This window comes from Streptococcus sp. HMSC034E12 (assembly GCF_001835915.1).
In the GTDB taxonomy this organism is placed as follows: Bacteria; Bacillota; Bacilli; order Lactobacillales; family Streptococcaceae; genus Streptococcus; species Streptococcus vaginalis.
Map to the genome: position 1 here is coordinate 14436 of NZ_KV826477.1, position 19672 is coordinate 34107.

17 protein-coding genes and 2 pseudogenes are annotated in these 19672 nt (G+C 38.3%); 13 read left to right on the forward strand and 6 right to left on the reverse strand.

Going from position 1 to position 19672, the window contains the following annotated elements:
- The first annotated feature begins 7 nt into the window (after nt 1-7).
- The 4 genes from HMPREF2574_RS08840 to HMPREF2574_RS08855 all read left to right on the forward strand — a co-directional run bounded on the left by HMPREF2574_RS08840 (nt 8) and on the right by HMPREF2574_RS08855 (nt 5482).
- Nucleotides 8-328: a hypothetical protein gene (locus HMPREF2574_RS08840; protein ID WP_024052817.1), complete on the forward strand. Its 321-nt coding sequence runs from the start codon at nt 8-10 to the stop codon at nt 326-328.
- 189 nt (nt 329-517) lie between these two features.
- Nucleotides 518-2062, forward strand: a complete 1545-nt coding sequence (locus HMPREF2574_RS08845; protein WP_024052816.1) for a peptide chain release factor 3 — start codon at nt 518-520, stop codon at nt 2060-2062.
- Nucleotides 2063-2709: 647 nt separating this feature from the next.
- Entirely contained in the window at nt 2710-3618 is a 909-nt protein-coding gene (locus HMPREF2574_RS08850) for a magnesium transporter CorA family protein (RefSeq protein ID WP_070812475.1), read from the forward strand.
- A 307-nt stretch (nt 3619-3925) separates the two neighbouring features.
- The gene (locus HMPREF2574_RS08855; protein WP_070812500.1) at nt 3926-5482 is read left to right on the forward strand and encodes a degradosome RNA helicase CshA; all 1557 of its coding nucleotides are present in this window, start codon (nt 3926-3928) and stop codon (nt 5480-5482) included.
- A gap of 64 nt (nt 5483-5546) precedes the next feature.
- Here HMPREF2574_RS08855 and lacD read toward each other — a convergent pair whose 3' ends face one another.
- Nucleotides 5547-6497 carry a tagatose-bisphosphate aldolase gene (gene lacD, locus HMPREF2574_RS08860; protein ID WP_024052813.1) on the reverse strand — a complete coding sequence of 317 codons (951 nt, stop codon included), beginning with the start codon at nt 6495-6497 and terminating at the stop codon, nt 5547-5549.
- A gap of 171 nt (nt 6498-6668) precedes the next feature.
- Between lacD and HMPREF2574_RS08865 the strand changes: the two genes are divergently transcribed.
- Complete coding sequence (locus HMPREF2574_RS08865; RefSeq protein ID WP_024052812.1) at nt 6669-7415, forward strand: DeoR/GlpR family DNA-binding transcription regulator; 747 nt, start codon at nt 6669-6671, stop codon at nt 7413-7415.
- A gap of 135 nt (nt 7416-7550) precedes the next feature.
- On the opposite strand, the gene lacB is transcribed toward HMPREF2574_RS08865, so the two are convergent.
- Nucleotides 7551-8069: a galactose-6-phosphate isomerase subunit LacB gene (gene lacB / locus HMPREF2574_RS08870; protein ID WP_024052811.1), complete on the reverse strand. Its 519-nt coding sequence runs from the start codon at nt 8067-8069 to the stop codon at nt 7551-7553.
- Nucleotides 8070-8087: 18 nt separating this feature from the next.
- Nucleotides 8088-8519: a galactose-6-phosphate isomerase subunit LacA gene (gene lacA / locus HMPREF2574_RS08875; RefSeq protein ID WP_021001918.1), complete on the reverse strand. Its 432-nt coding sequence runs from the start codon at nt 8517-8519 to the stop codon at nt 8088-8090.
- Between the two features lie 164 nt (nt 8520-8683).
- Here lacA and HMPREF2574_RS08880 point away from each other — a divergent pair, with 164 nt between their 5' ends.
- From HMPREF2574_RS08880 to HMPREF2574_RS08910, 8 genes and pseudogenes are all read left to right on the forward strand, one after another.
- On the forward strand, nt 8684-9163 hold the full coding sequence (locus HMPREF2574_RS08880; RefSeq protein ID WP_003023767.1) for a PTS sugar transporter subunit IIA: 480 nt from the start codon (nt 8684-8686) through the stop codon (nt 9161-9163).
- 23 nt (nt 9164-9186) lie between these two features.
- Complete coding sequence (locus HMPREF2574_RS08885) at nt 9187-9492, forward strand: PTS sugar transporter subunit IIB (protein WP_003023769.1); 306 nt, start codon at nt 9187-9189, stop codon at nt 9490-9492.
- A 130-nt stretch (nt 9493-9622) separates the two neighbouring features.
- Nucleotides 9623-11098 (forward strand): PTS galactitol transporter subunit IIC, encoded by a 1476-nt coding sequence (locus tag HMPREF2574_RS08890; RefSeq protein ID WP_070241841.1) that lies wholly within the window; start codon nt 9623-9625, stop codon nt 11096-11098.
- 79 nt (nt 11099-11177) lie between these two features.
- Nucleotides 11178-12110: a 1-phosphofructokinase family hexose kinase gene (locus HMPREF2574_RS08895; protein WP_070584294.1), complete on the forward strand. Its 933-nt coding sequence runs from the start codon at nt 11178-11180 to the stop codon at nt 12108-12110.
- A gap of 98 nt (nt 12111-12208) precedes the next feature.
- Nucleotides 12209-12706 (forward strand): isoprenylcysteine carboxylmethyltransferase family protein, encoded by a 498-nt coding sequence (locus tag HMPREF2574_RS08900; protein WP_070812476.1) that lies wholly within the window; start codon nt 12209-12211, stop codon nt 12704-12706.
- Nucleotides 12610-13438: pseudogene (locus HMPREF2574_RS08905) on the forward strand (PTS transporter subunit EIIC); the annotation flags it as partial. The gene HMPREF2574_RS08900 and the pseudogene HMPREF2574_RS08905, both read left to right, overlap by 97 nt.
- A 44-nt stretch (nt 13439-13482) precedes the next feature.
- A pseudogene (locus HMPREF2574_RS11145) lies at nt 13483-13788 on the forward strand (lactose/cellobiose PTS transporter subunit IIB); the annotation flags it as partial.
- A gap of 112 nt (nt 13789-13900) precedes the next feature.
- Entirely contained in the window at nt 13901-16129 is a 2229-nt protein-coding gene (locus tag HMPREF2574_RS08910) for a glycosyl hydrolase 53 family protein (RefSeq protein WP_070812477.1), read from the forward strand.
- Nucleotides 16130-16163: 34 nt separating this feature from the next.
- Here HMPREF2574_RS08910 and HMPREF2574_RS08915 read toward each other — a convergent pair whose 3' ends face one another.
- The 3 genes from HMPREF2574_RS08915 to HMPREF2574_RS08925 all read right to left on the reverse strand — a co-directional run bounded on the left by HMPREF2574_RS08915 (nt 16164) and on the right by HMPREF2574_RS08925 (nt 19608).
- Complete coding sequence (locus tag HMPREF2574_RS08915; RefSeq protein ID WP_070812478.1) at nt 16164-16421, reverse strand: GIY-YIG nuclease family protein; 258 nt, start codon at nt 16419-16421, stop codon at nt 16164-16166.
- Nucleotides 16411-17157, reverse strand: coding sequence for a tRNA1(Val) (adenine(37)-N6)-methyltransferase (locus HMPREF2574_RS08920; protein WP_070812479.1), 747 nt, complete (start codon nt 17155-17157; stop codon nt 16411-16413). The genes HMPREF2574_RS08915 and HMPREF2574_RS08920 overlap by 11 nt, the downstream gene beginning before the upstream one ends.
- Nucleotides 17158-17253: 96 nt before the next feature.
- Nucleotides 17254-19608, reverse strand: a complete 2355-nt coding sequence (locus HMPREF2574_RS08925) for a cation-translocating P-type ATPase (protein WP_070812480.1) — start codon at nt 19606-19608, stop codon at nt 17254-17256.
- Nucleotides 19609-19672 lie beyond the last annotated feature (64 nt).

Consider the following 19672-nt stretch of genomic DNA (forward strand, 5'->3'; position numbering starts at 1 on the left):
TTCTATCATGACTTGGTATCTATTGACCTTGATTGGCTTACTCGTCGTAACAAATGGGCTGTTTGTGTATCAATTGTTTAAACTAGTTGAATTAGATGCTGCGGTTCGCGGGATGAAACATCCTAAGTTCTGGGGAGTTTTGGCAGCTGGCAGTCAACGGGGAGAAGGCTTGATTTTATACTTATTAAACCGAAACAAGGCTGTTTTTTCCATGACGGAAGAAGAAAAAGAAGAACTTCAAATGAGAAAACAACGGATTATTTATTTACTGGTTTTAATCATGATATTGGTAATTTTTCTCTTTGCTAGTGTAATTGTGAGATTATAAAATGTAGTCTCTTGTATCAAGAAACAGAAAATCGCTCGAAAAGAGCGATTTTTATATGTTCTAAGCAATTGAAAAAATCCTTTGAATCCGCTATAATAGGTAGGTTGAAACAAGTTAGGAGCAGTCCAATGTAATAAGAGTTTTCACAGAAATCGAAAGAAAAAGTATAAAAAAGAAAAAGAGGATATAATGACGATTCAAGATGAAATAAAAAAACGCCGTACTTTTGCGATTATCTCTCACCCGGATGCAGGGAAGACCACGATTACAGAGCAGTTGCTCTACTTTGGAGGCGAGATTCGTGAAGCAGGTACGGTCAAGGGTAAGAAGACCGGAAACTTTGCCAAATCTGACTGGATGGATATTGAGAAACAGCGGGGGATTTCAGTGACCTCTTCTGTCATGCAGTTTGACTATGCTGGAAAACGGGTCAATATTCTTGATACACCAGGGCACGAAGATTTTTCAGAAGATACCTACCGTACCCTCATGGCTGTGGATGCAGCAGTCATGGTGGTGGACTCTGCAAAAGGGATTGAAGCCCAGACTAAAAAGCTCTTTGAGGTTGTCAAACACCGCAATATCCCAGTCTTTACGTTTATCAATAAACTGGATCGCGACGGACGTGAACCCCTTGATTTGCTGGAAGAATTAGAAGAAGTACTTGGTATTGCCAGCTATCCGATGAATTGGCCGATTGGGATGGGGAAATCCTTTGAAGGTCTCTATGATTTGCACAATCAGCGGCTGGAGCTCTATAAAGGTGATGAACGCTTTGCCAGCATCGAAGAGGGAGAAAAAATATTTGGCAACAATCCCTTTTATGCTCAGGTTTTGGAGGATATTGAACTCCTACAGGAAGCGGGAAATGAATTTTCACAGGAAGCTATTTTTAATGGGGAATTAACCCCTGTCTTCTTTGGTTCAGCCCTAACTAACTTTGGAGTGCAGACTTTTCTTGACACTTTCTTGGAGTTTGCACCAGAGCCTCATGGACACAAAACCACAGATAATCAGGAAATCAGTCCGCTGGATAAGGATTTTTCAGGATTTGTCTTTAAAATCCAAGCCAATATGGATCCAAGACACCGTGATCGCATTGCTTTTGTCCGCATCGTATCGGGCGAATTTGAGCGCGGTATGAGCGTAAATCTGACCCGTATCAAAAAAACTGTCAAACTCTCAAATGTCACCCAGTTTATGGCAGAATCACGTGAAAATGTAGAAAATGCGGTGGCCGGTGATATCATTGGGGTTTACGATACCGGCACCTACCAAGTCGGCGATACTTTGACAGTTGGTAAAAATAAGTTTGAGTTTGAGCCCCTGCCAACTTTTACCCCAGAAATTTTCATGAAGGTTACAGCTAAAAATGTCATGAAGCAAAAATCCTTCCACAAGGGAATTGAGCAGCTGGTCCAAGAAGGAGCCATCCAGCTCTACACCAACTACCAGACTGGTGAGTACATGTTGGGAGCTGTCGGTCAGCTTCAGTTTGAAGTCTTTAAGCACCGCATGGAAAATGAATACAATGCCGAAGTAATCATGACACCCATGGGCAAAAAGACGGTCCGTTGGATTTCACCAGATGATCTGGACGAGCGTATGTCCTCCAGCCGCAATATTTTAGCCAAGGACCGCTTTGACCAGCCTGTCTTTCTCTTTGAAAATGACTTTGCCTTGCGCTGGTTTACCGATAAATATCCAGATGTCAAGTTGGAAGAGAAGATGTGAGAGCGTTAAAAATCCGACAGAAAATTAGGAAATCTGACGAAGAAGCGATTGCTTCTAGGAGGATTTATCTATTTTCCGAGGATTTAGCTCGAACTCAGTTAGAGAAAATGTAAGACGTTGCCAATGACTAGTAACTGAAGGTTCCTAATTGTTGGACGCTAGCCACTGTAGGGGGACTAGCTAACTGCCTTACTAACTTCGTCAGACGAATAAAATCGATTCGTCTGACTCTGTATCGTAACACTCCAAAGTTACTTGATTGCAAAGCAATCTAAGTAACTAACGCCAAGTTCTATATGGGACTTAGCTAGGTGTTTTACTAACTGCGTCGAACAATTATGATCGAATTGTTCGACGCAGTTAGTAACGCTAGGAAAAATAGGAAGCTTTATCTATCTTCAGAGGATTTAGTTCAAACTCAATTAAAAAGATGTGAGACTTGCCACGGCATATTAACGAAGTGATTCACATAAAAACTATGCTATTATTGGAGTTTTATCATAATGATTTTTGAAACAGAACTGGGTTAAGTGAGTTCGTTTGTTAGCATATCAAGCATTAGATAAAGAAGTACAATAACGATTGATGAAGGATTGAGCGTTTTTCTCAATCCTTTAGATTATTTAAAGTCAAGAAAGGGGAAAAGGGTGTTTATTGAAAAAAAGTTGAAAAATGGAATGTCTTGGATAAACTTAGATGCAGATATTTTAAGTCAACATCCAGATTCTTATAAGGAATACAATATTGATGAAGAAACGATTGAGTACGCGCTAGATAAAAATGAACGAGCACACATGGATTACAATCGTGAAACAGGAACAGTCGTTTTTATTTTCAACGTATTAAACTTAAAAAGGGATAAGGACTATTATGAAACTATTCCTATGACCTTTATTGTACAGAAAGACAAACTCTTAACAGTCAGCAATAAAGCAAATACTTATGTCGTAGATATGATGAAAAACTATATTGAACACCATGAGCCTGTAACAGTTTATAAATTTCTATTTGCTAGTTTAGAATTAGTGTGCAATTCTTATTATCCTGTAATTGAAAAAATGGATGAGACAAAGGATCGTATTAATCAGTTATTGCACAAAACGACCACCAAGAAAAATCTCTTTGCTTTAGCAGACTTAGAAACTTCCATAGTCTATTTGGTAGCAGCTGCAAAGCAAAATCGTATGCTGTTAGAGCACATTAAAGGACATGCAATTTATCGCCATTTAGATGAGATTGCAAAAGAGCAGTTTGACGATGTCATGATTGAAGCTCGCCAATTAGTAGCAATGACAGACTTGATTTCTCAAGTTCTCAGTCAATTGTCAGGTTCTTACAACAATATTTTGAACAACAATCTGAATGATAATTTGACTGTTTTAACAATTATTTCAGTCCTCCTAGCAGTCCTAGCAGTTATCACGGGATTCTTTGGTATGAATGTGCCACTTCCGTTGTCTAATGATAAAAATGCTTGGATTTATATAGTTATTATCAGTCTTATTCTTTGGATTGTATTGACCAAAGCTTTGAAATGGTTAGCCAATAAAAAGTAAAATACGCCAAGTGCATGAAGAAATTATCGTTTTCAATTAGCGTGTTTTCACGATAAATATCACTTTTTAAGTATAATTTATGCTATAATTCATTCAAAATGAATGTATTTAGTTTTAATCGGTAAATCTGCTTGAAAAATGTATGTATTCCGAGAAAAAGGGTTACATGCATTTTCTTCATGCGTACGGCGTGGAAGTAAAAAATAAAACCTATCTTTTTATCATTCTTTGTGTTATACTAGATAAGTTGCAAATAACTATGTTTTATAAGGTGGCTTCGCACTGCCTTTTTAGAAAGAAGAAAAAATTGAAATTTAATGAATTACATTTGTCTGCTGAATTACTAGCAGAAATTGACAAAGCAGGCTTTGTGGAAGCCAGCCCAATCCAAGAACAAACAATCCCACTTGCTATGGCAGGAAAAGATGTGATTGGACAAGCTCAGACTGGTACAGGAAAGACAGCCGCTTTTGGTTTTCCGACTCTTGAAAAAATTAACACAGAAAATCCTGTTGTTCAGGCTTTAGTCATTGCACCAACTCGTGAATTGGCTGTCCAAAGTCAAGAGGAACTCTTCCGCTTTGGTCGAAGTAAAGGAGTGAAAGTTCGCTCTGTTTATGGTGGATCTAGCATTGAAAAGCAAATCAAGGCTCTCCGTTCAGGCGCGCACATTGTTGTTGGAACTCCAGGACGTTTATTAGACCTCATTAAGCGCAAAGCACTGAAACTCAATCATGTAGAAACGCTTATTTTAGACGAAGCGGATGAAATGCTCAATATGGGTTTCTTAGAAGACATTGAAGCAATCATCTCACGCGTGCCGGAAGAGCGTCAGACCCTTCTCTTTTCAGCTACTATGCCAGATGCTATCAAGCGGATTGGCGTGAAGTTTATGAAAGAGCCAACACATGTCAAAATTGCAGCAAAAGAATTGACAACAGAACTGGTGGATCAATATTATATCCGTGTAAAAGAAAATGAAAAATTTGATACCATGACACGTCTAATGGATGTGGAACAACCAGAACTTTCTATCGTTTTTGGGCGTACCAAACGCCGAGTTGATGAATTGACTCGTGGGCTTAAAATCCGTGGTTTCCGCGCAGAGGGGATTCATGGTGATTTAGACCAAGGAAAACGTCTCCGTGTTCTTCGCGACTTTAAAAACGGAAATTTAGATGTTCTTGTTGCGACAGACGTTGCTGCGCGTGGTTTGGATATTTCTGGTGTTACACATGTTTACAATTATGACATTCCACAAGACCCAGAAAGTTATGTACACCGTATTGGGCGGACAGGTCGTGCTGGAAAGTCTGGTCAGTCCATTACATTTGTTGCACCAAATGAAATGGGTTATCTTCAAATCATTGAAAGTTTGACCAAAAAACGTATGAAAGGCATGAAACCAGCCACTGCAGAAGAAGCCTTTCAAGCTAAGAAAAAAGTTGCACTTAAAAAGATTGAGCGAGATTTTGCGGATGAAAACATTCGCAACCAATTTGAAAAGTTTGGCAAAGACGCTCGCAAGTTGGCAACTGAATTTACACCGGAAGAATTGGCTTTATACATATTGACCTTAACCGTACAAGATCCAGACACTCTACCAGAAGTAGAAATCGTGCGTGAAAAGCCATTACCATTTAAGTATGTTCCGGGAGCTAATAAAGGCAATCGTAACAGCAAAAATAGACGTCGTAGTAATGATCGGTGTGACCGTACTAATGGGCGTGACAATTACAAAAAGAGTGGTCGCCACGATCGCTTTGACAAAGAAAAGCGTTACCGCAAAGACCACAAAAAACCTCGCAATACTTCAAGTGAGAAGAAAACAGGATTTGTCATCCGTAATAAAGGTGATAAGTAATTATACAATAATAAAAAGGCGAATAACGATTCGTCTTTTTATGTTTTTATAAGGAGATACAAAGTTATTTAAATACCATAGGCGTAGCAGTCTCTTGGAGAACGGCATCTAATTCAACAATATTTTGTTTACCTATTGTTTCAAGCCATTTAATTGTAGCAGCTTCGCCACCTTCTTGGTATGCTTTGGTAGCACCAGCCCAAGTTGCACGACCGCAAAGGACACCGTTGAAAGTTGATCCGGATTCCTTAGCAAAGCGAAGTGTATCTTGGAAAAGCTGTGCGGATACTCCAGCAGATAAGAAAATAAATGGAAGAGAAGTTGCATCACTTTGTTCTTTGTAGAAGGCAGCAGCTTCTTCTTTGGTGTAAAGAACTTCATTTTCTGCGAATCCTTCAACATATTTCATATTGACTGGAACTTCAACTTTGAGAACATCTACGCCAAATCGTTCTTGTGAGTAAAGCTTCATTGCTTCAATGACTTTGCGAGGTTTGAGTTTGGCATATTCCTTTTCATCTGTCACCTTGGCATCATAAGAAACCAACTCAAGGAAAAATGGCATGTCTTCTGCTTTACATTCAGAAGCAATCCGTTCGATAAAGGCTTCTTTGATGTCATTGACTGCTCTAGCTTCGTCAATATCTATATAGAGTAAGACTTTCACAGCATCAGCACCGTTTGCTTTGAGGCGTTGGACGGAGACATTTTCGACGAGGTCAGGATAGCGACCGGGAACAGTTTTGTCATAACCTGTTTTTTCATAGGCAACTAATAATCCAGCGTTTTTATCACGAGCTTCCGCCGCTTTCCAACCTAACTCTGGATCAAGAAGAATAGAAGAAGCGTATTTTGTTAAGTATTTCGAAACTAGCACTTTAAAGGTTTCCAATTGTTCAACTGGAGTATCTTCACCAAGCATACGACGCAAAGCCCCTCGTTGGTCAATAGCCAAAGCGCCGATAATTCCGTTTTTATCACATAAACGTTTTAATTTTTTTTGTTTTGTTGTCATCTTCAGACTCCTTTTGTTTTGTATAGTTCAATTATAGAACACAAATAAAACAAAGTCAAACAATATTTTACAAAAATCAAAAAAAATATTGTTTTTAATTTTTCAAAATGAATAAATTGTTGTATAATATATTTGAGGAATAAAATTATATAAAACTAGAAAGGAGACAAAATGAAAGAAGGACGGCATAGAGTGATTCTCCAAGAATTGGATCAGCAAGGAGTGGTTTCTGTTAAGAACTTAAAAGAGTTACTAGATGTAACAGATATGACGATACGTCGTGATTTGATTGACTTGGAAAAGCAAGGTTTGTTGACTCGTGTTCATGGAGGAGCTCACAAAAAAGTAAAAAATGGCTTGAATGAAGCCTCCCATACTGAAAAAACGATGTTAAATATTGAAGAAAAACGAACAATTGCTCAAAAATGTGCCAATTTGATTTTTTCTGGTGATACAGTTTTTATCGGTTCGGGAACAACGACGGATTTTATCGGAGATTATTTGGCTGATAAAAGTGTGAGTATTGTGACAAATTCGCTTCCTATTTTTGAAAAATTAAAAGATAATCCCAATTGTGATATTATCCTGATTGGCGGTCGTTATCGGGTGAAGACACAAACGTTTGTCGGACAATTTGCTAATAAATTATTGAAAGAAATCAAAGTTTCTAAAGCATTTATTGGTGTCAATGGAATTGACGGTCATAATGTCACGACTGCCAATGAAGAAGAAGGAAATGGCAATGCTATTATCTTGAACAATGCGATTGAAAAGTACATTGTGGCAGATAATAGCAAATTTGACAGCTATTCCTTCTATTGTTTCTATCAGTTGGATGATTTGGATGCAGTAATCACAGATGATCATATCTCACCAAAGGTCAAAGAAAAGTATAAATCATATACAAATGTTTTATAGTTAATATTTTAATCACCTGTTCATAGAGGAACAGGTGATTTTTGTTTTGTATCTTTCGTGCGGTATTGACACATCCTATTTAAAAACAGGCCATGTCCATATTAGACTGAGCCTGTTTTTCTGAGTATTGAGTTTTTAGTCGTGGTATTCACCGCGAGCCCATTTAGCATTTTCTTCATCGAAAATATGGTCATTTTTAGCGATTTCAGGATTAACTTCAATGCTATTATCGATTTTTTCAATCAATTGTTTGTTGGCTTCTGTTGGTTCGTACTCTGTTTCAAGAAAGACATCAACGATATTATGAATCAGATTTTGACCAAGAATACGTCCACCAAAAGCGATGATATTTGCATTGAGTTCTTTCTTTGCATAGCGTGCGGTTAGAACGTCACCAACAAGAGCTACACGAGTACCGGGAACTTTGTCAGCAGAAGCAGAGATACCGACTCCTGTACCACAAAGGGCAATTCCAAGATCAGCTTTTCCTGAAACAACATCTTCTGCAATCAGACGACCAAAGATTGGGTAATGAGTCCGGTGAAAGTCATAGGTTCCGACATCAATGACTTCATGACCGAGGTCTTTTAAATGTTCAGAAATTTTCATTTTTGTATCTGTTACGATATGGTCACAGCCGAGAGCGATTTTCATAATTTTTCCTCCTACCCTTTAACATAATTTATTAAGCATATCAATGCGAACTTGGTGGCGTCCAGCATCATAGTCAGCTTTTAAATAAGCTTCTGCACAGGCATTTGCCAATTCTTCACCGAGAATAGCTGCACCGAGAGTGATAATGCGTGTAGAATTGTGACGAATGGTCATCATGGCAGAATGCTCATCTGAAACAGCAGCACAAATGATGCCACGGTGTTTATTCGCAACCATATAAGAACCAATTGCAAAGCGATCAAACAAAATACCACGGGCAGTATCATCTTTTCGCAATTCTTCAACAAGAGCATCTGTAGAGTCGACAAAATCAGCAGCACCTTCTTGTTCGTTGAGATCTTTAATGTCATAACCAAGTTGGAGTAAATGAGTTTTTACTTTATTTTTTAACTCAAAACCATCACGGTCTGTACCTAGTATAACTTTCATTGTTATACCTCCTTTTTTTATTTCACAACAACATCATAACATCTCACGCAAATATTGTCAAACAAAAAATAACATAAAAAAACAAAACAAACTATTGACACCGTTTACATATAATGATATAATTCGATTATAAACAAAATAGAACAAAATAGAAGGAGGCTATGATGGAACTTTATCAGTTGTTCGATAAAGATTTAGTCTTTTGTCTGCATGCTGACAGTCAAGAAGAGCTTTTCAATCAGGTTGCAAATCTCCTTGAGGAGAGGCACATTGTAACGTCTTCTTATAAAGACGCCTTGATTGAGCGAGAGAAGTCCTTTCCTACGGGGCTGGACATGGAATTTTTAGGGAAAGATTTGCCGAATGTAGCAATTCCGCATACGGATATTGTCCATAATTTAGCAGAAAAGGTGGTTGTAGTCCGCTTAGATCAGCCGGTGACTTTTCATAATATGATTGTTCCGTCAAATGAAGTACAAGTATCGCTTTTGTTCTTCATTATCAATAATTCTAATGCCAGTCAAACGAATATATTGGCTCAATTGATGGATTTCTTTACTGCTGACGGCAACCTAGAGTCCTTATCCGAGCTGGATGAGGCAGATAAACTATTTCATTATATATCGGAAACAATAAATCATTAAAAATAAAAATGGAGGATGTTACAATGATTAAAATTTTAGCAGCTTGCGGAGCAGGAGTAAACTCAAGCCACCAAATTAAAAATGCTCTTGAAGAAGAACTTTCAAATCGCGGCTATGATGTCCAATGCGATGCGGTAATGGTCAAAGATGTGAATGAAGACTTGATAAAAGGTTATGATATTTTCACACCAATAGCAGCCACGGATTTGGGATTTGAACCGGGGATTCCTGTTATTGAAGCAGGACCAATTTTATTCCGTATTCCAGCCATGAGTGCACCAGTATATGACAATATTGAAGCAGCTATTAAGGAACATGGACTTAGTTAAAGTAATTCATTAGAAAAAAACAAAAAAATGAAAAATTGAAACGCTAGATAAAAACAATTTTTATCTACTGAAATAGTTATTTCACTTTTCATTCACTATCATTCAAAAAATAAAATCGGGAGGATTTTTTATGAATGTCATTATTGACTTAGCGAATCGCTTCTTTAAACCCATTTTGGATATGGGTGCACCAATTATCATGTTGATAGTCTTGACGGTGCTTGCTTTATGCTTTGGAGTGAAGTTTTCCAAAGCTTTGGAAGGTGGTATTAAACTTGCCATAGCTCTTACGGGTATTGGTGCCATTATCGGTATGTTAAATGGTGCTTTCTCGGCTTCACTTGCGAAATTCGTTGAAAATACAGGAATTCAACTTAATATTACAGACGTTGGTTGGGCACCATTGGCGACGATTACATGGGGTTCTGCTTGGACGCTTTACTTCTTACTCATTATGCTCATCGTCAATGTTGTGATGTTGATTACAAAAAAGACAGATACCTTAGATGTTGATATTTTTGATATTTGGCATCTATCAATCACAGGTCTATTGATCAAATGGTATGCGGACAATAATGGTGTTAGCCAAGGTGTTTCTCTCTTTGTCGCAACGCTTGCTGTTGTACTCGTTGGAGTAATGAAAATTATTAACTCGGATTTAATGAAGCCAACATTTGATGACTTGCTCAATGCACCAAGTTCGTCTCCAATGACATCTACTCACATGAACTACATGATGAATCCAGTCATTATGGTTTTGGATAAGATTTTTGATAAATTTTTCCCTTGGCTGGATAAGTATGATTTTGACGCTGCCAAGCTGAATAAGAAAATTGGTTTCTGGGGCTCTAAATTCTTCATTGGATTTATCCTTGGGATTGTAATTGGAATTATGGGAACGCCGCATCCAGTATCTGGCGTTGCCGAAGCAGCAAAATGGTCACTTGTTATCAAAGGTTGGTTGTCTCTTGGTTTGACAGCTGGTGTCTGCTTGGAATTGTTCTCACTTATTGGTTCTTGGTTCATCGCGGCAGTAGAACCTCTTTCACAAGGAATTACAAATGTTGCAACAAAACGTCTTCAAGGACGTAAATTCAATATTGGACTTGACTGGCCATTTATCGCAGGTCGTGCAGAAATCTGGGCATGTGCCAATGTTTTAGCACCAATTATGCTAGTAGAAGCAGTCCTTCTTTCTAAAGTCGGAAATGGTATTTTGCCACTTGCTGGGATTATTGCAATGGGTGTTACTCCAGCACTTCTGGTTGTTACACGTGGTAAGCTTATCCGAATGATTGCATTTGGAACTTTGTTGCTTCCGCTCTTCCTTCTATCTGGAACACTTATTGCGCCATTTGTTACGGACTTAGCGAAAGGCGTAGATGCATTTCCTAAAGGGGTAGCTAGCACACAATTGATTACCCACTCTACTCTTGAAGGTCCAATTGAAAAATTACTTGGTTGGACAATCGGAAATGCTACAACAGGCGATATCAAAGCTATCTTTGGTGTTATTGTCTTTCTAGTGTTCTATATTGGTATCTTTGCTTGGTATAGAAAACAAATGATTAAGCGAAATGAAGAATACGCTACAAATGCAAAATAGAATAATAAGATAACAATAAGCTGGACTATTCCTTTTGAAATAGTCTGGCTTTTGATTGAAAAAAAAGAAAGGAAGAAACATGATCCATTTAGTTTGTCCAAATCCAGCTTTGGATCGGACAGTTTTACTTAGTCAGTTTAAAGAAGATGTGGTCAACCGACCAAGTCAAGTGCATGAAAATGCTGGCGGAAAGAGTTTTAATGTGGCTTATGTCCTGAATTGCGAAAAAGGCGAAGAACAAGGAAATTTTTGCATTCATACAATGTTAGGTGGCAAAATGGGCGAATATATTCAACGATTAAATGAAGAAGACGGTATTCCGCTCGTTGTGACAGAAGTTGATAAAAATACGCGTACTTGTACAATTATGATTGATACAGAATTAGGAAAAACCTATCTTGTGTATGAAGCGGGATTTGAGCTGAATAAGGATTTATTAGAACAATTCACTGCAAATCTTATAAAGCGCATTCAATCTGGCGATAGCGTTGTGTTTTCTGGCTCTTTGATGAAAGGGATGCCAGATGATTATATTGCACAAATTGGTCGTCTTTTGCCAGAGAATGTGAATTTAGTAGTAGACACAAGCGGTGTCGCACTAAAAGCAGCTTTTTCAGCACAACCTGACATTGTAAAAATTAACGATGAAGAATTGGCAGAATTAACAGGATGTCCAGTTGAAACTGCAGAAGAAGCAGCAAAACTTCTCAAAGAATATGATGAAATTCCCTATTTCATTGTGACAATGGGAGGAAAAGGAGTCGTAGCACGCCTGCAGGATGATGTTTTCCAACTGACGTTTCCAACAATTCATGTTAAAAATCCTATTGCGTCAGGCGACTTTTTCCTTGGAAGTCTCTGCCATGCTTTAGAAAGTAAGGAGAGAGTTGATAGAGAGGCTGTCATTCGTGCCTGTGCTTATGCAACAGCTAACTGCCTGCAATGGACTCCAAAAGTAGACCCAGCCGATGTAAAACGAATTGTAGACGAAATCGAACTAACAACATTGTAAATTCTTTCTACAGTTTATATGATATTTTTTGAATGTATTGACTTAGGAAATCCCCACTTTATATAATAAAATAGATTATTTTATTATAAGGAGGTCGTATGACTTTATCAGGACTTATTGTTTTAGCGGTATTTGTATTTCGGTTGGTATTTCTAAAAATATCGATGAAGAATGAGAAAGCGATATTGGCAAATGGTGGGCGCGAATATGGCGTGCAAAATACCAAGTATATCACTATTCTTCACATTTTATTTTACCTTTCTTGCTTTGCTGAAGCTACGATACGTCAGGTTTGGTTTGACGCACTTAGTGCTATAGGTTTGGGGCTATTGCTATTTTCAATGTTTATGCTCTATGTTGTGACGCAATTATTAGGGGACATTTGGACAGTGAAATTGATGCTTGTAAACGATCATAAGTTTGTCGATCATTGGCTTTTCCGCTATGTGAAACACCCAAATTATTTCTTGAATATCGTTCCAGAGTTGATTGGTTTAGCATTACTATTAAGATGCCAAAAGAAGTTCCTGGAACAATTTCTCAAACTTTCCGTGATGTCTTTCCATTTTCATTTGCAGTATTTGCTGCTGTTCTGATTGATACAATCGTACGTTATTTCTTTGGGCATTCGTTTGCAGAAGCTGTTATCACACTTCTCCAACCTTTGTTTACCGCAGCTGATGGCTATTTAGGAATTTCAATTATTTGGGGAGCAATGGCGCTCTTCTGGTTTGTTGGTGTGCATGGTCCTTCAATTGTAGAACCAGCTATTGTCGCGATTATTTATGCAAATGTGGAAACAAATTTACAGTTGGTAAAAGCAGGTCATCATGCTTCAAACGTGTTGACAGTTGGACTTGGAAACTTCGTTGGCACAATGGGGGGTACAGGTGCAACATTGGTTGTTCCATTCCTCTTCATGCTCTTTGCAAAATCTAAGCAATTAAAAGCTGTCGGGAAAGCTTCCTTTGTTCCGGTTTGCTTTGCAGTCAATGAACCATTGTTGTTTGCAACACCGATTATTTTAAATCCTTATTTCTTTATTCCATTTTTAATCACTCCAATAATCAATGTTTGTGCTTTCAAGTTCTTTGTTGATGTGTTAGGTATGAATAGCTTTATGTATGTCCTTCCTTGGGCAACGCCAGCACCGATTGGCTTGATTTTAGGTACGGGTGCAGGAATCTTATCTATTGTCTTGATGCTGTTGTTGATTGTAGTTGATTCTTTCATCTACCTTCCATTTATCAAAGCGTACGATGATTCATTAGTAGAAGAAGAAGCGAAAAAAGCAGAAGTGATGGAGCTCGAAGAAGCAGCAGAAGCAGAAATAGACGATCAAATTCAAGCGGTTGCAGATGGAAGGCATCATAATATTTTGGTTCTATGTGCCGGTGCAGGGACAAGCGCCATGCTAGCAAATGCACTAACAGAAGGCGCAGTAGAACTAGGCATAGACCTTAGTTCAACAGCTGGTGCTTATGGTTCGCACTACGATATTATGAAAGATTTTGACATGATTGTGCTAGCTCCACAAGTCAATTCTTACTATGAAGATATTAAGAAAGATACGGATAAATTGGGCATCAAACTTGTTGCGACAAAAGGTGCTGAATATATCAAATTGACGCGTGATCCTAAAGGTGCTGTGCAATTCGTTCTTTCGCATTTTGAATAACTAGCCTTCTTATAAAATGTTCGTTTAAAAACTGATAAAACCTATTTCTTGTTTTATCAGTTTTTTAAAGCGAATACTAAAATATTAAACCAATTAGAAATAGGAAAACTGTATGAAAATAGGATTAAGATTGTCGCTTGTTTTTGCTGCTAGTCTTTGTTTGCTTGGAGGAGTCATTCCTATTAAAGCTAATGAAAATACTAAGATACGTGTTGATAAAGTAGAAAATTTATCATCTGATTTTATCATGGGGACGGATATTTCAACAGTAATTGCTCAAGAACAAAGTGGTGTAGAGTACAAAGATGAAAATGGGAATGTCAAAGATATCTTTGATATTTTGAAAGAAAATGGTGTGAATTACATTCGCGTTAGAGTATGGAATAATCCTTATGATAATAACGGACATGGTTATGGCGCTGGAAATAGCGATATAGAAAAGGCGATTGAGATTGGCAAACGAGCTACAGCACATGGTATGCGGCTACTAGTGGACTTTCATTATTCAGATTTTTGGGCTGATCCAGGACGGCAAGTTCCACCAAAAGATTGGACAAATATGAATGTGTCTGAAAAATCAGAGGCTTTATATCAATACACCAAAACGAGCCTTCAAAAAATAAAAGCAGCTGGTGTCGATGTTGGAATGGTTCAAGTTGGTAATGAAACAACGAGTAGCGGGATAGCAGGTGAAGCAGGAGAGGAACGCTATCAGTTGTTTGCAGCAGGCGCCAAAGCAGTGCGAGAAGTGGATGCAACTATACTGATAGCTTTTCATTTTACAAACCCAGATAAAACGGAAACGATACTAAATTACGCAAAAGGTTTATCAGATCACCATATTGATTATGATGTATTTGCTACTAGTTATTATAGTTTTTGGCATGGTAATTTAGATAATCTGACTTCAGTTTTAAAGACAGTGACCGAAAAGTATGGGAAAAAGACACTTGTAGCAGAGACTTCTTATGCCTATACATTAGAAGATGGAGATGGTCAACAAAATGTTATCCGAACACAAAATCAAATGCTGGTAGGTGGCTATCCCGCCTCTGTTCAGGGGCAATCGCATGCCTTACGAGATGTCATTGATGCAGCGAATAAAGCAAGTGCATTAGGCATCTTTTATTGGGAACCAGCTTGGACACCGGTTAGTTCCAAAGGAAAAGAAGTAAATACACCTATTTGGGAAAAATACGGTTCGGGCTGGGCTTCTAGTGCCGCCATTGGGTATGATCCAAATGTTAATCAGGAAAATTACGGTGGCTCTGAATGGGATAATCAAGCATTGTTTGATTTTACAGGAAAAGCTTTGCCATCACTTGCAACATTTAAATATGTTTATACTGGGTTGAATACAAATCTAAAATATGATAAGAATGAAGAAGCAGAGCTGCAAGAGAGTTTGTTATCAAATTCTAGCTTTGAGGAAGAAGATCTTTCAGATTATACTTTTAACGATTTTATCAAGCGTAGACAAGACACGCCTAAAACAGGCAAGTATGCCATGAATTTCTACAATGGCGCAAACGATTACACAACTGGCATTGAAAGAAAGATAACACTTCCAGCAGGAACTTATCAATTTTCTGCTCAAATTCAAGGTGGTGATACGAATGGCTCTGAAGATATTTATGCTTTTGCTCGTGCTGAGGCAGTAAATGTTCAAAGTGAAAAAGTCAAACTAGCTGGTTGGTCAAATTGGCAGACAGCGAAATTGAACTTTACACTAACAAAAGAGACAGAGGTGACATTGGGAGTGACTGTGAAAGCAAATAAAGGTTCTTGGGGGACGATTGACGATTTGCTTTTAACCAAAGAAGATGTGGATAAAACAGATTTGGCAACAGCAATTTCTGCTGCAAAAGAAAAATTGACAAAAGGTACACATTATACAAAAGATTCGCTTACTAAATTGAAAGTTCAAGTAGAAGAGGTGCAGGCTGTTTTACAAAAAAATGATACAACACAAGCAGAAGTTAATGCAGAAAGCGAAGCTTTACAGACTGCCATTCAAGCACTTGTACCACTAGAAAACCAGTCTTCTTCTACTGTTCAGCATGAAGATGGTAAAAAAATAAAGGAAAATTCTAATAACAAAGAACAAAAAGGAGGAAACTCTCATGCTGGATTGACAGATTCTGATTTGTCTAATAAAAACGAAGAGACCTCTCAAATAACTAAAACCAAAGAAACTTTGCCTACTACAAGCGACGAAAAATTAGCTAAATCCAATGAACTATTACCAAGTACCGGTACTAGCATGTCATATCTAGCTGGTATCGGTGTTGTTTTTCTGAGTGTATTTGTTGCTGTCATTTCTAAGAAAAATAACCAATAAATCATTGCAAAAAAGTAGAAAGACCTCCCGCTTTCTACTTTTTCTTATCTGCAATATATTCTAATTTTTGTTGTCGTGTTTTTCTTTTAAAGAGGGCCTCGGCTGACATGGCAGAAGGTTTGTCGGGAAATTCTTCTTGATACAAAAGAGTAATGGGTAATCGTGTACGCGTGTATTTGGCGCCTTTTCCGGTATTATGCGTATGAAGTCGTTTTTTGACATCGGTCGTGTACCCTGTGTAGAGAGAGCCGTCGGCACATTCCAGAACGTACATATAGGCTTTAGTTTCCATAGTAAATCTCATGAATTTCTGGGGTGTAGCTGCCATCTTCATTATGAATGAAAAGCGGTGGCAGGATTTTTAGCCCGTCACGGGAACCATCTTTGATAGCTTCAATTAGGAGCATATTGGCTTTTCGATTTGTCTTTGGGTAAACAAATTGAATGCGTTTTGGTGCTAAATTGTGAGCAGTCATAGTGTCAACAATATCAAGGAATCGTTCGGGACGATGAACTATTGCTAAGCGTCCGTTGGATTTCAAGATACGTTGGGAAATTTGACAGATTTCTTCCAGATTGGTCGCAATTTCATGCCGTGCAAGTAGATAATGTCGGCTTGCATTGAGATTAGAATGTTCATCCACTTTAAAATAAGGCGGATTGCATAAAATCATGTCCACTTTACTACCGTCGATATAGTGGGTGAGATATTTCAAATCATCCTGAATGACCTGCATTTGGTGGGTTAAGCCATTTAGCTCAATAGAGCGCTCTGCCATATCTGCCAGTCTCTCTTGAATTTCAACTGCTATGATTTGAGCCTTGGTTCGGGTGCTTGCAAAAAGCCCAACGGCACCATTTCCAGCACAAAGATCCACGATAAGACCACGCTTAGGTAAATTTGGAAAGCGAGAGAGGAGCACGCTATCTACTGAATAGCTAAAGACCTCTCGATTTTGAATAATTTTGACGTCAGTAGAAAAGAGCTGATTGATTCGCTCACCGTCTTTTAAAAGAATTTCTGCCATATATCCTTATTATATCATGATGTAGAGGAAAAGAAGCAACAAAAATAAGCAGTAAGACAAAAATGTACGTTTTTTCTTACTGCTATACCTTAAATTTTATAAATTTTGTTCCCGTTTATTCTGTATGCGTGTCACGACAATAAAAGTAATTGTAAATAAAATCATCAAAATGATATAGATTGGGAAGCTATTGCTGGTTAGAGTAGCGATTTCGATGTACTTTTGCAGGAGAACGGCTGTTCCAAAGAAGCCAATGAGTGACCAGAGGATCAGCAGAATCCGCCAGAGATTGAGTGGCAGGCAGGCACGAACAACAGATAGAAAGCCGATAGAGCCTAATAAATAATAAAGCAGAGTTGAGATTGCTATTTGTGACCAGCCATGTAGTCCACCGAAAATATTGACAAATAAAACGCTAAAGACGACCATTAAACCGCTCGGTAGAGCCTTAAAAATAGCTTTTTTAAGAAAGTCGGGTTCGACTGGTTTGATATTGCGCTCAAAGGTGAGGACAAAAGGTGGTAAACCTTCAACAAATTGGTCAATTAAGGTGATTTGAATGGGGATAAATGGAAAGACCAAGAGCCATTCTGCTCGTCCCAGTAAGATACTAGAAATACAAATGATTGTCAAAATGAACGAATAGGTTGTTTTAATGAGGAAAATTGGTGCAATGCGGGCGATGTTATTAACAACACGGCGTCCTTCAAAGAGAATTTCAGGGACATCGTTAAAGTCAGAATTGAGCAAAACGAGATTGGCAACTTGTCGTGTTGCGGGATCTCCTTCAGCCATGGCAATGGAGCAGTCTGCTTCCCGTAATGCCAGAATATCATTGACTCCATCACCAGTCATAGCTGTGGTGTGTCCTGCTTTTTTCAGGGTTTGAATGATAAGTTTCTTTTGATGAGGAGAAACACGACCAAAGATAGCAGTCGTTTCTGCCAGCTCAATCAACTCTTGATTCGTTACTTTTGAGCAATCAACATAACTTTGGTAGTTTGCAAATCCTGCCTTTGCAGCAATGTTTGATACAGTAATTGGATTGTCGCCTGAGATGATTTTTAATCCCACTTCTTGTGAGCGTAAGTATTCCAAAGTATCAGCTGCTCCGTCACGAATCGGATCTGTGATTTCTAAAATGGCAATGGGTTGAATGCTACTTGGTAAGTGAATGTGTTTATGGTCAATGCGTTCAGGACTAATAGCTAAAGCAAGCACACGCGAACCACGCTTTTGAGCTTCCTGTGCTAGCTCAATTTCTTCATGAAAGAGCATTTCAGGCGCACCGAGAAAGACAGTACCTAAGTCCGACATTTCCATAGCTCCCCATTTACGGTCACTCGAAAATGGAATCATATTACTTGTTTGATAGTCAGTCGGAGTAGTAAATTGCTTGCGAATGGCTTGGGCAGTTGGATTATTGTCATCGCTTGCAGTGATATAAGCACTAAGAATGTCAGAGATTGCTTGTTCTGAAAAATCTTCTGTGAGTGGGCTGAAGGTTTCAACGTGCATTTTCCCTTGTGTAATGGTGCCTGTCTTATCAAGACAGAGCATATCAACACGGGCCAATGTTTCAACGGAGTACATTTCTTGTACGAGGACTTTTCGTAAGCCCAGCTTGATGACAGCTGTTAAAAGAGAAGTAATCGTTAAAAGAGCAATTCCTTTTGGTAGCATTCCCAGAAGAGCCGTTGAGGTATTGACAACTGAGTCTTTGACAGGTAAATGTTTTACAAAGAGAGCTTCTAGAAAGAGCACAATTCCGAAAGGGATAATGATTTTTCCTGTAAAACCTGCAATCCTGTCCATGGATTTCATGATACGAGAATTGATTGGTTTGACAGTCTTAGCCTCTAGCATCAGTTTAGAAGCATAATTATCAGAGCCTACATGAGTGATTTTAGCAATAACACGCCCGCTGGCAAGAAAACTTCCTGAGAGCAATTGCTCCCCAATCTCCTTTTGAACAAGGTCACTTTCACCTGTCAACATGGCTTCGTTCACTTCTGCAAAACCGTCTAAAACAGTTGCGTCACTTGGAATCTGCTCCCCCGTAGCCAATTGAATACAGTCATCCAAGACTAAGTCTTCTGGATTGATTTGACTAGATTTTCCATCGCGAATGACCGTTATCTTTTCTTTGTTTAAAAGATTCAGTTTGTCGACCATGTGTTTAGCTCGCAATTCTGTCACGATACCAGAGAGGGCATTAAAACAGATAACAGCAAAGAAAACCAAGTTGCTCCATGCTTGTACAGTAACGAGTGCCAGGGCAATGGCAAAATTTAACGCATTAAATAGCGTAAAAACATTGCGCTTGATGATTTGCCAGGTGCTGGTACTCGTATTGGCTGTAAAATTATTGGTAAGTCCTTGTGCAATTTTTTCTTGGACTTGCTGGTGGGTTAATCCTGTAAATTCTTTCATGTTCATGAGGATAATCATACCATTTTTTTAATAAAATTTCTAATAGAATCCATTCAGCTGTAACAGTTTTAAAACAAAAAAA

Coding starts and splice junctions, on each gene's coding strand:
- HMPREF2574_RS08880 (WP_003023767.1), top strand. CDS start 8,684: ATGGAACTTTATCAGTTGTTCGATAAAGATTTAGTCTTTTGTCTGCAT.
- HMPREF2574_RS08845 (WP_024052816.1), top strand. CDS start 518: ATGACGATTCAAGATGAAATAAAAAAACGCCGTACTTTTGCGATTATC.
- HMPREF2574_RS08920 (WP_070812479.1), bottom strand. CDS start 17,157: ATGGCAGAAATTCTTTTAAAAGACGGTGAGCGAATCAATCAGCTCTTT.
- HMPREF2574_RS08900 (WP_070812476.1), top strand. CDS start 12,209: ATGACTTTATCAGGACTTATTGTTTTAGCGGTATTTGTATTTCGGTTG.
- lacD (WP_024052813.1), bottom strand. CDS start 6,497: ATGACAACAAAACAAAAAAAATTAAAACGTTTATGTGATAAAAACGGA.
- HMPREF2574_RS08865 (WP_024052812.1), top strand. CDS start 6,669: ATGAAAGAAGGACGGCATAGAGTGATTCTCCAAGAATTGGATCAGCAA.
- HMPREF2574_RS08885 (WP_003023769.1), top strand. CDS start 9,187: ATGATTAAAATTTTAGCAGCTTGCGGAGCAGGAGTAAACTCAAGCCAC.
- HMPREF2574_RS08910 (WP_070812477.1), top strand. CDS start 13,901: ATGAAAATAGGATTAAGATTGTCGCTTGTTTTTGCTGCTAGTCTTTGT.
- HMPREF2574_RS08890 (WP_070241841.1), top strand. CDS start 9,623: ATGAATGTCATTATTGACTTAGCGAATCGCTTCTTTAAACCCATTTTG.
- lacB (WP_024052811.1), bottom strand. CDS start 8,069: ATGAAAATCGCTCTCGGCTGTGACCATATCGTAACAGATACAAAAATG.
- lacA (WP_021001918.1), bottom strand. CDS start 8,519: ATGAAAGTTATACTAGGTACAGACCGTGATGGTTTTGAGTTAAAAAAT.
- HMPREF2574_RS08895 (WP_070584294.1), top strand. CDS start 11,178: ATGATCCATTTAGTTTGTCCAAATCCAGCTTTGGATCGGACAGTTTTA.
- HMPREF2574_RS08840 (WP_024052817.1), top strand. CDS start 8: ATGACTTGGTATCTATTGACCTTGATTGGCTTACTCGTCGTAACAAAT.
- HMPREF2574_RS08925 (WP_070812480.1), bottom strand. CDS start 19,608: ATGATTATCCTCATGAACATGAAAGAATTTACAGGATTAACCCACCAG.
- HMPREF2574_RS08915 (WP_070812478.1), bottom strand. CDS start 16,421: ATGGAAACTAAAGCCTATATGTACGTTCTGGAATGTGCCGACGGCTCT.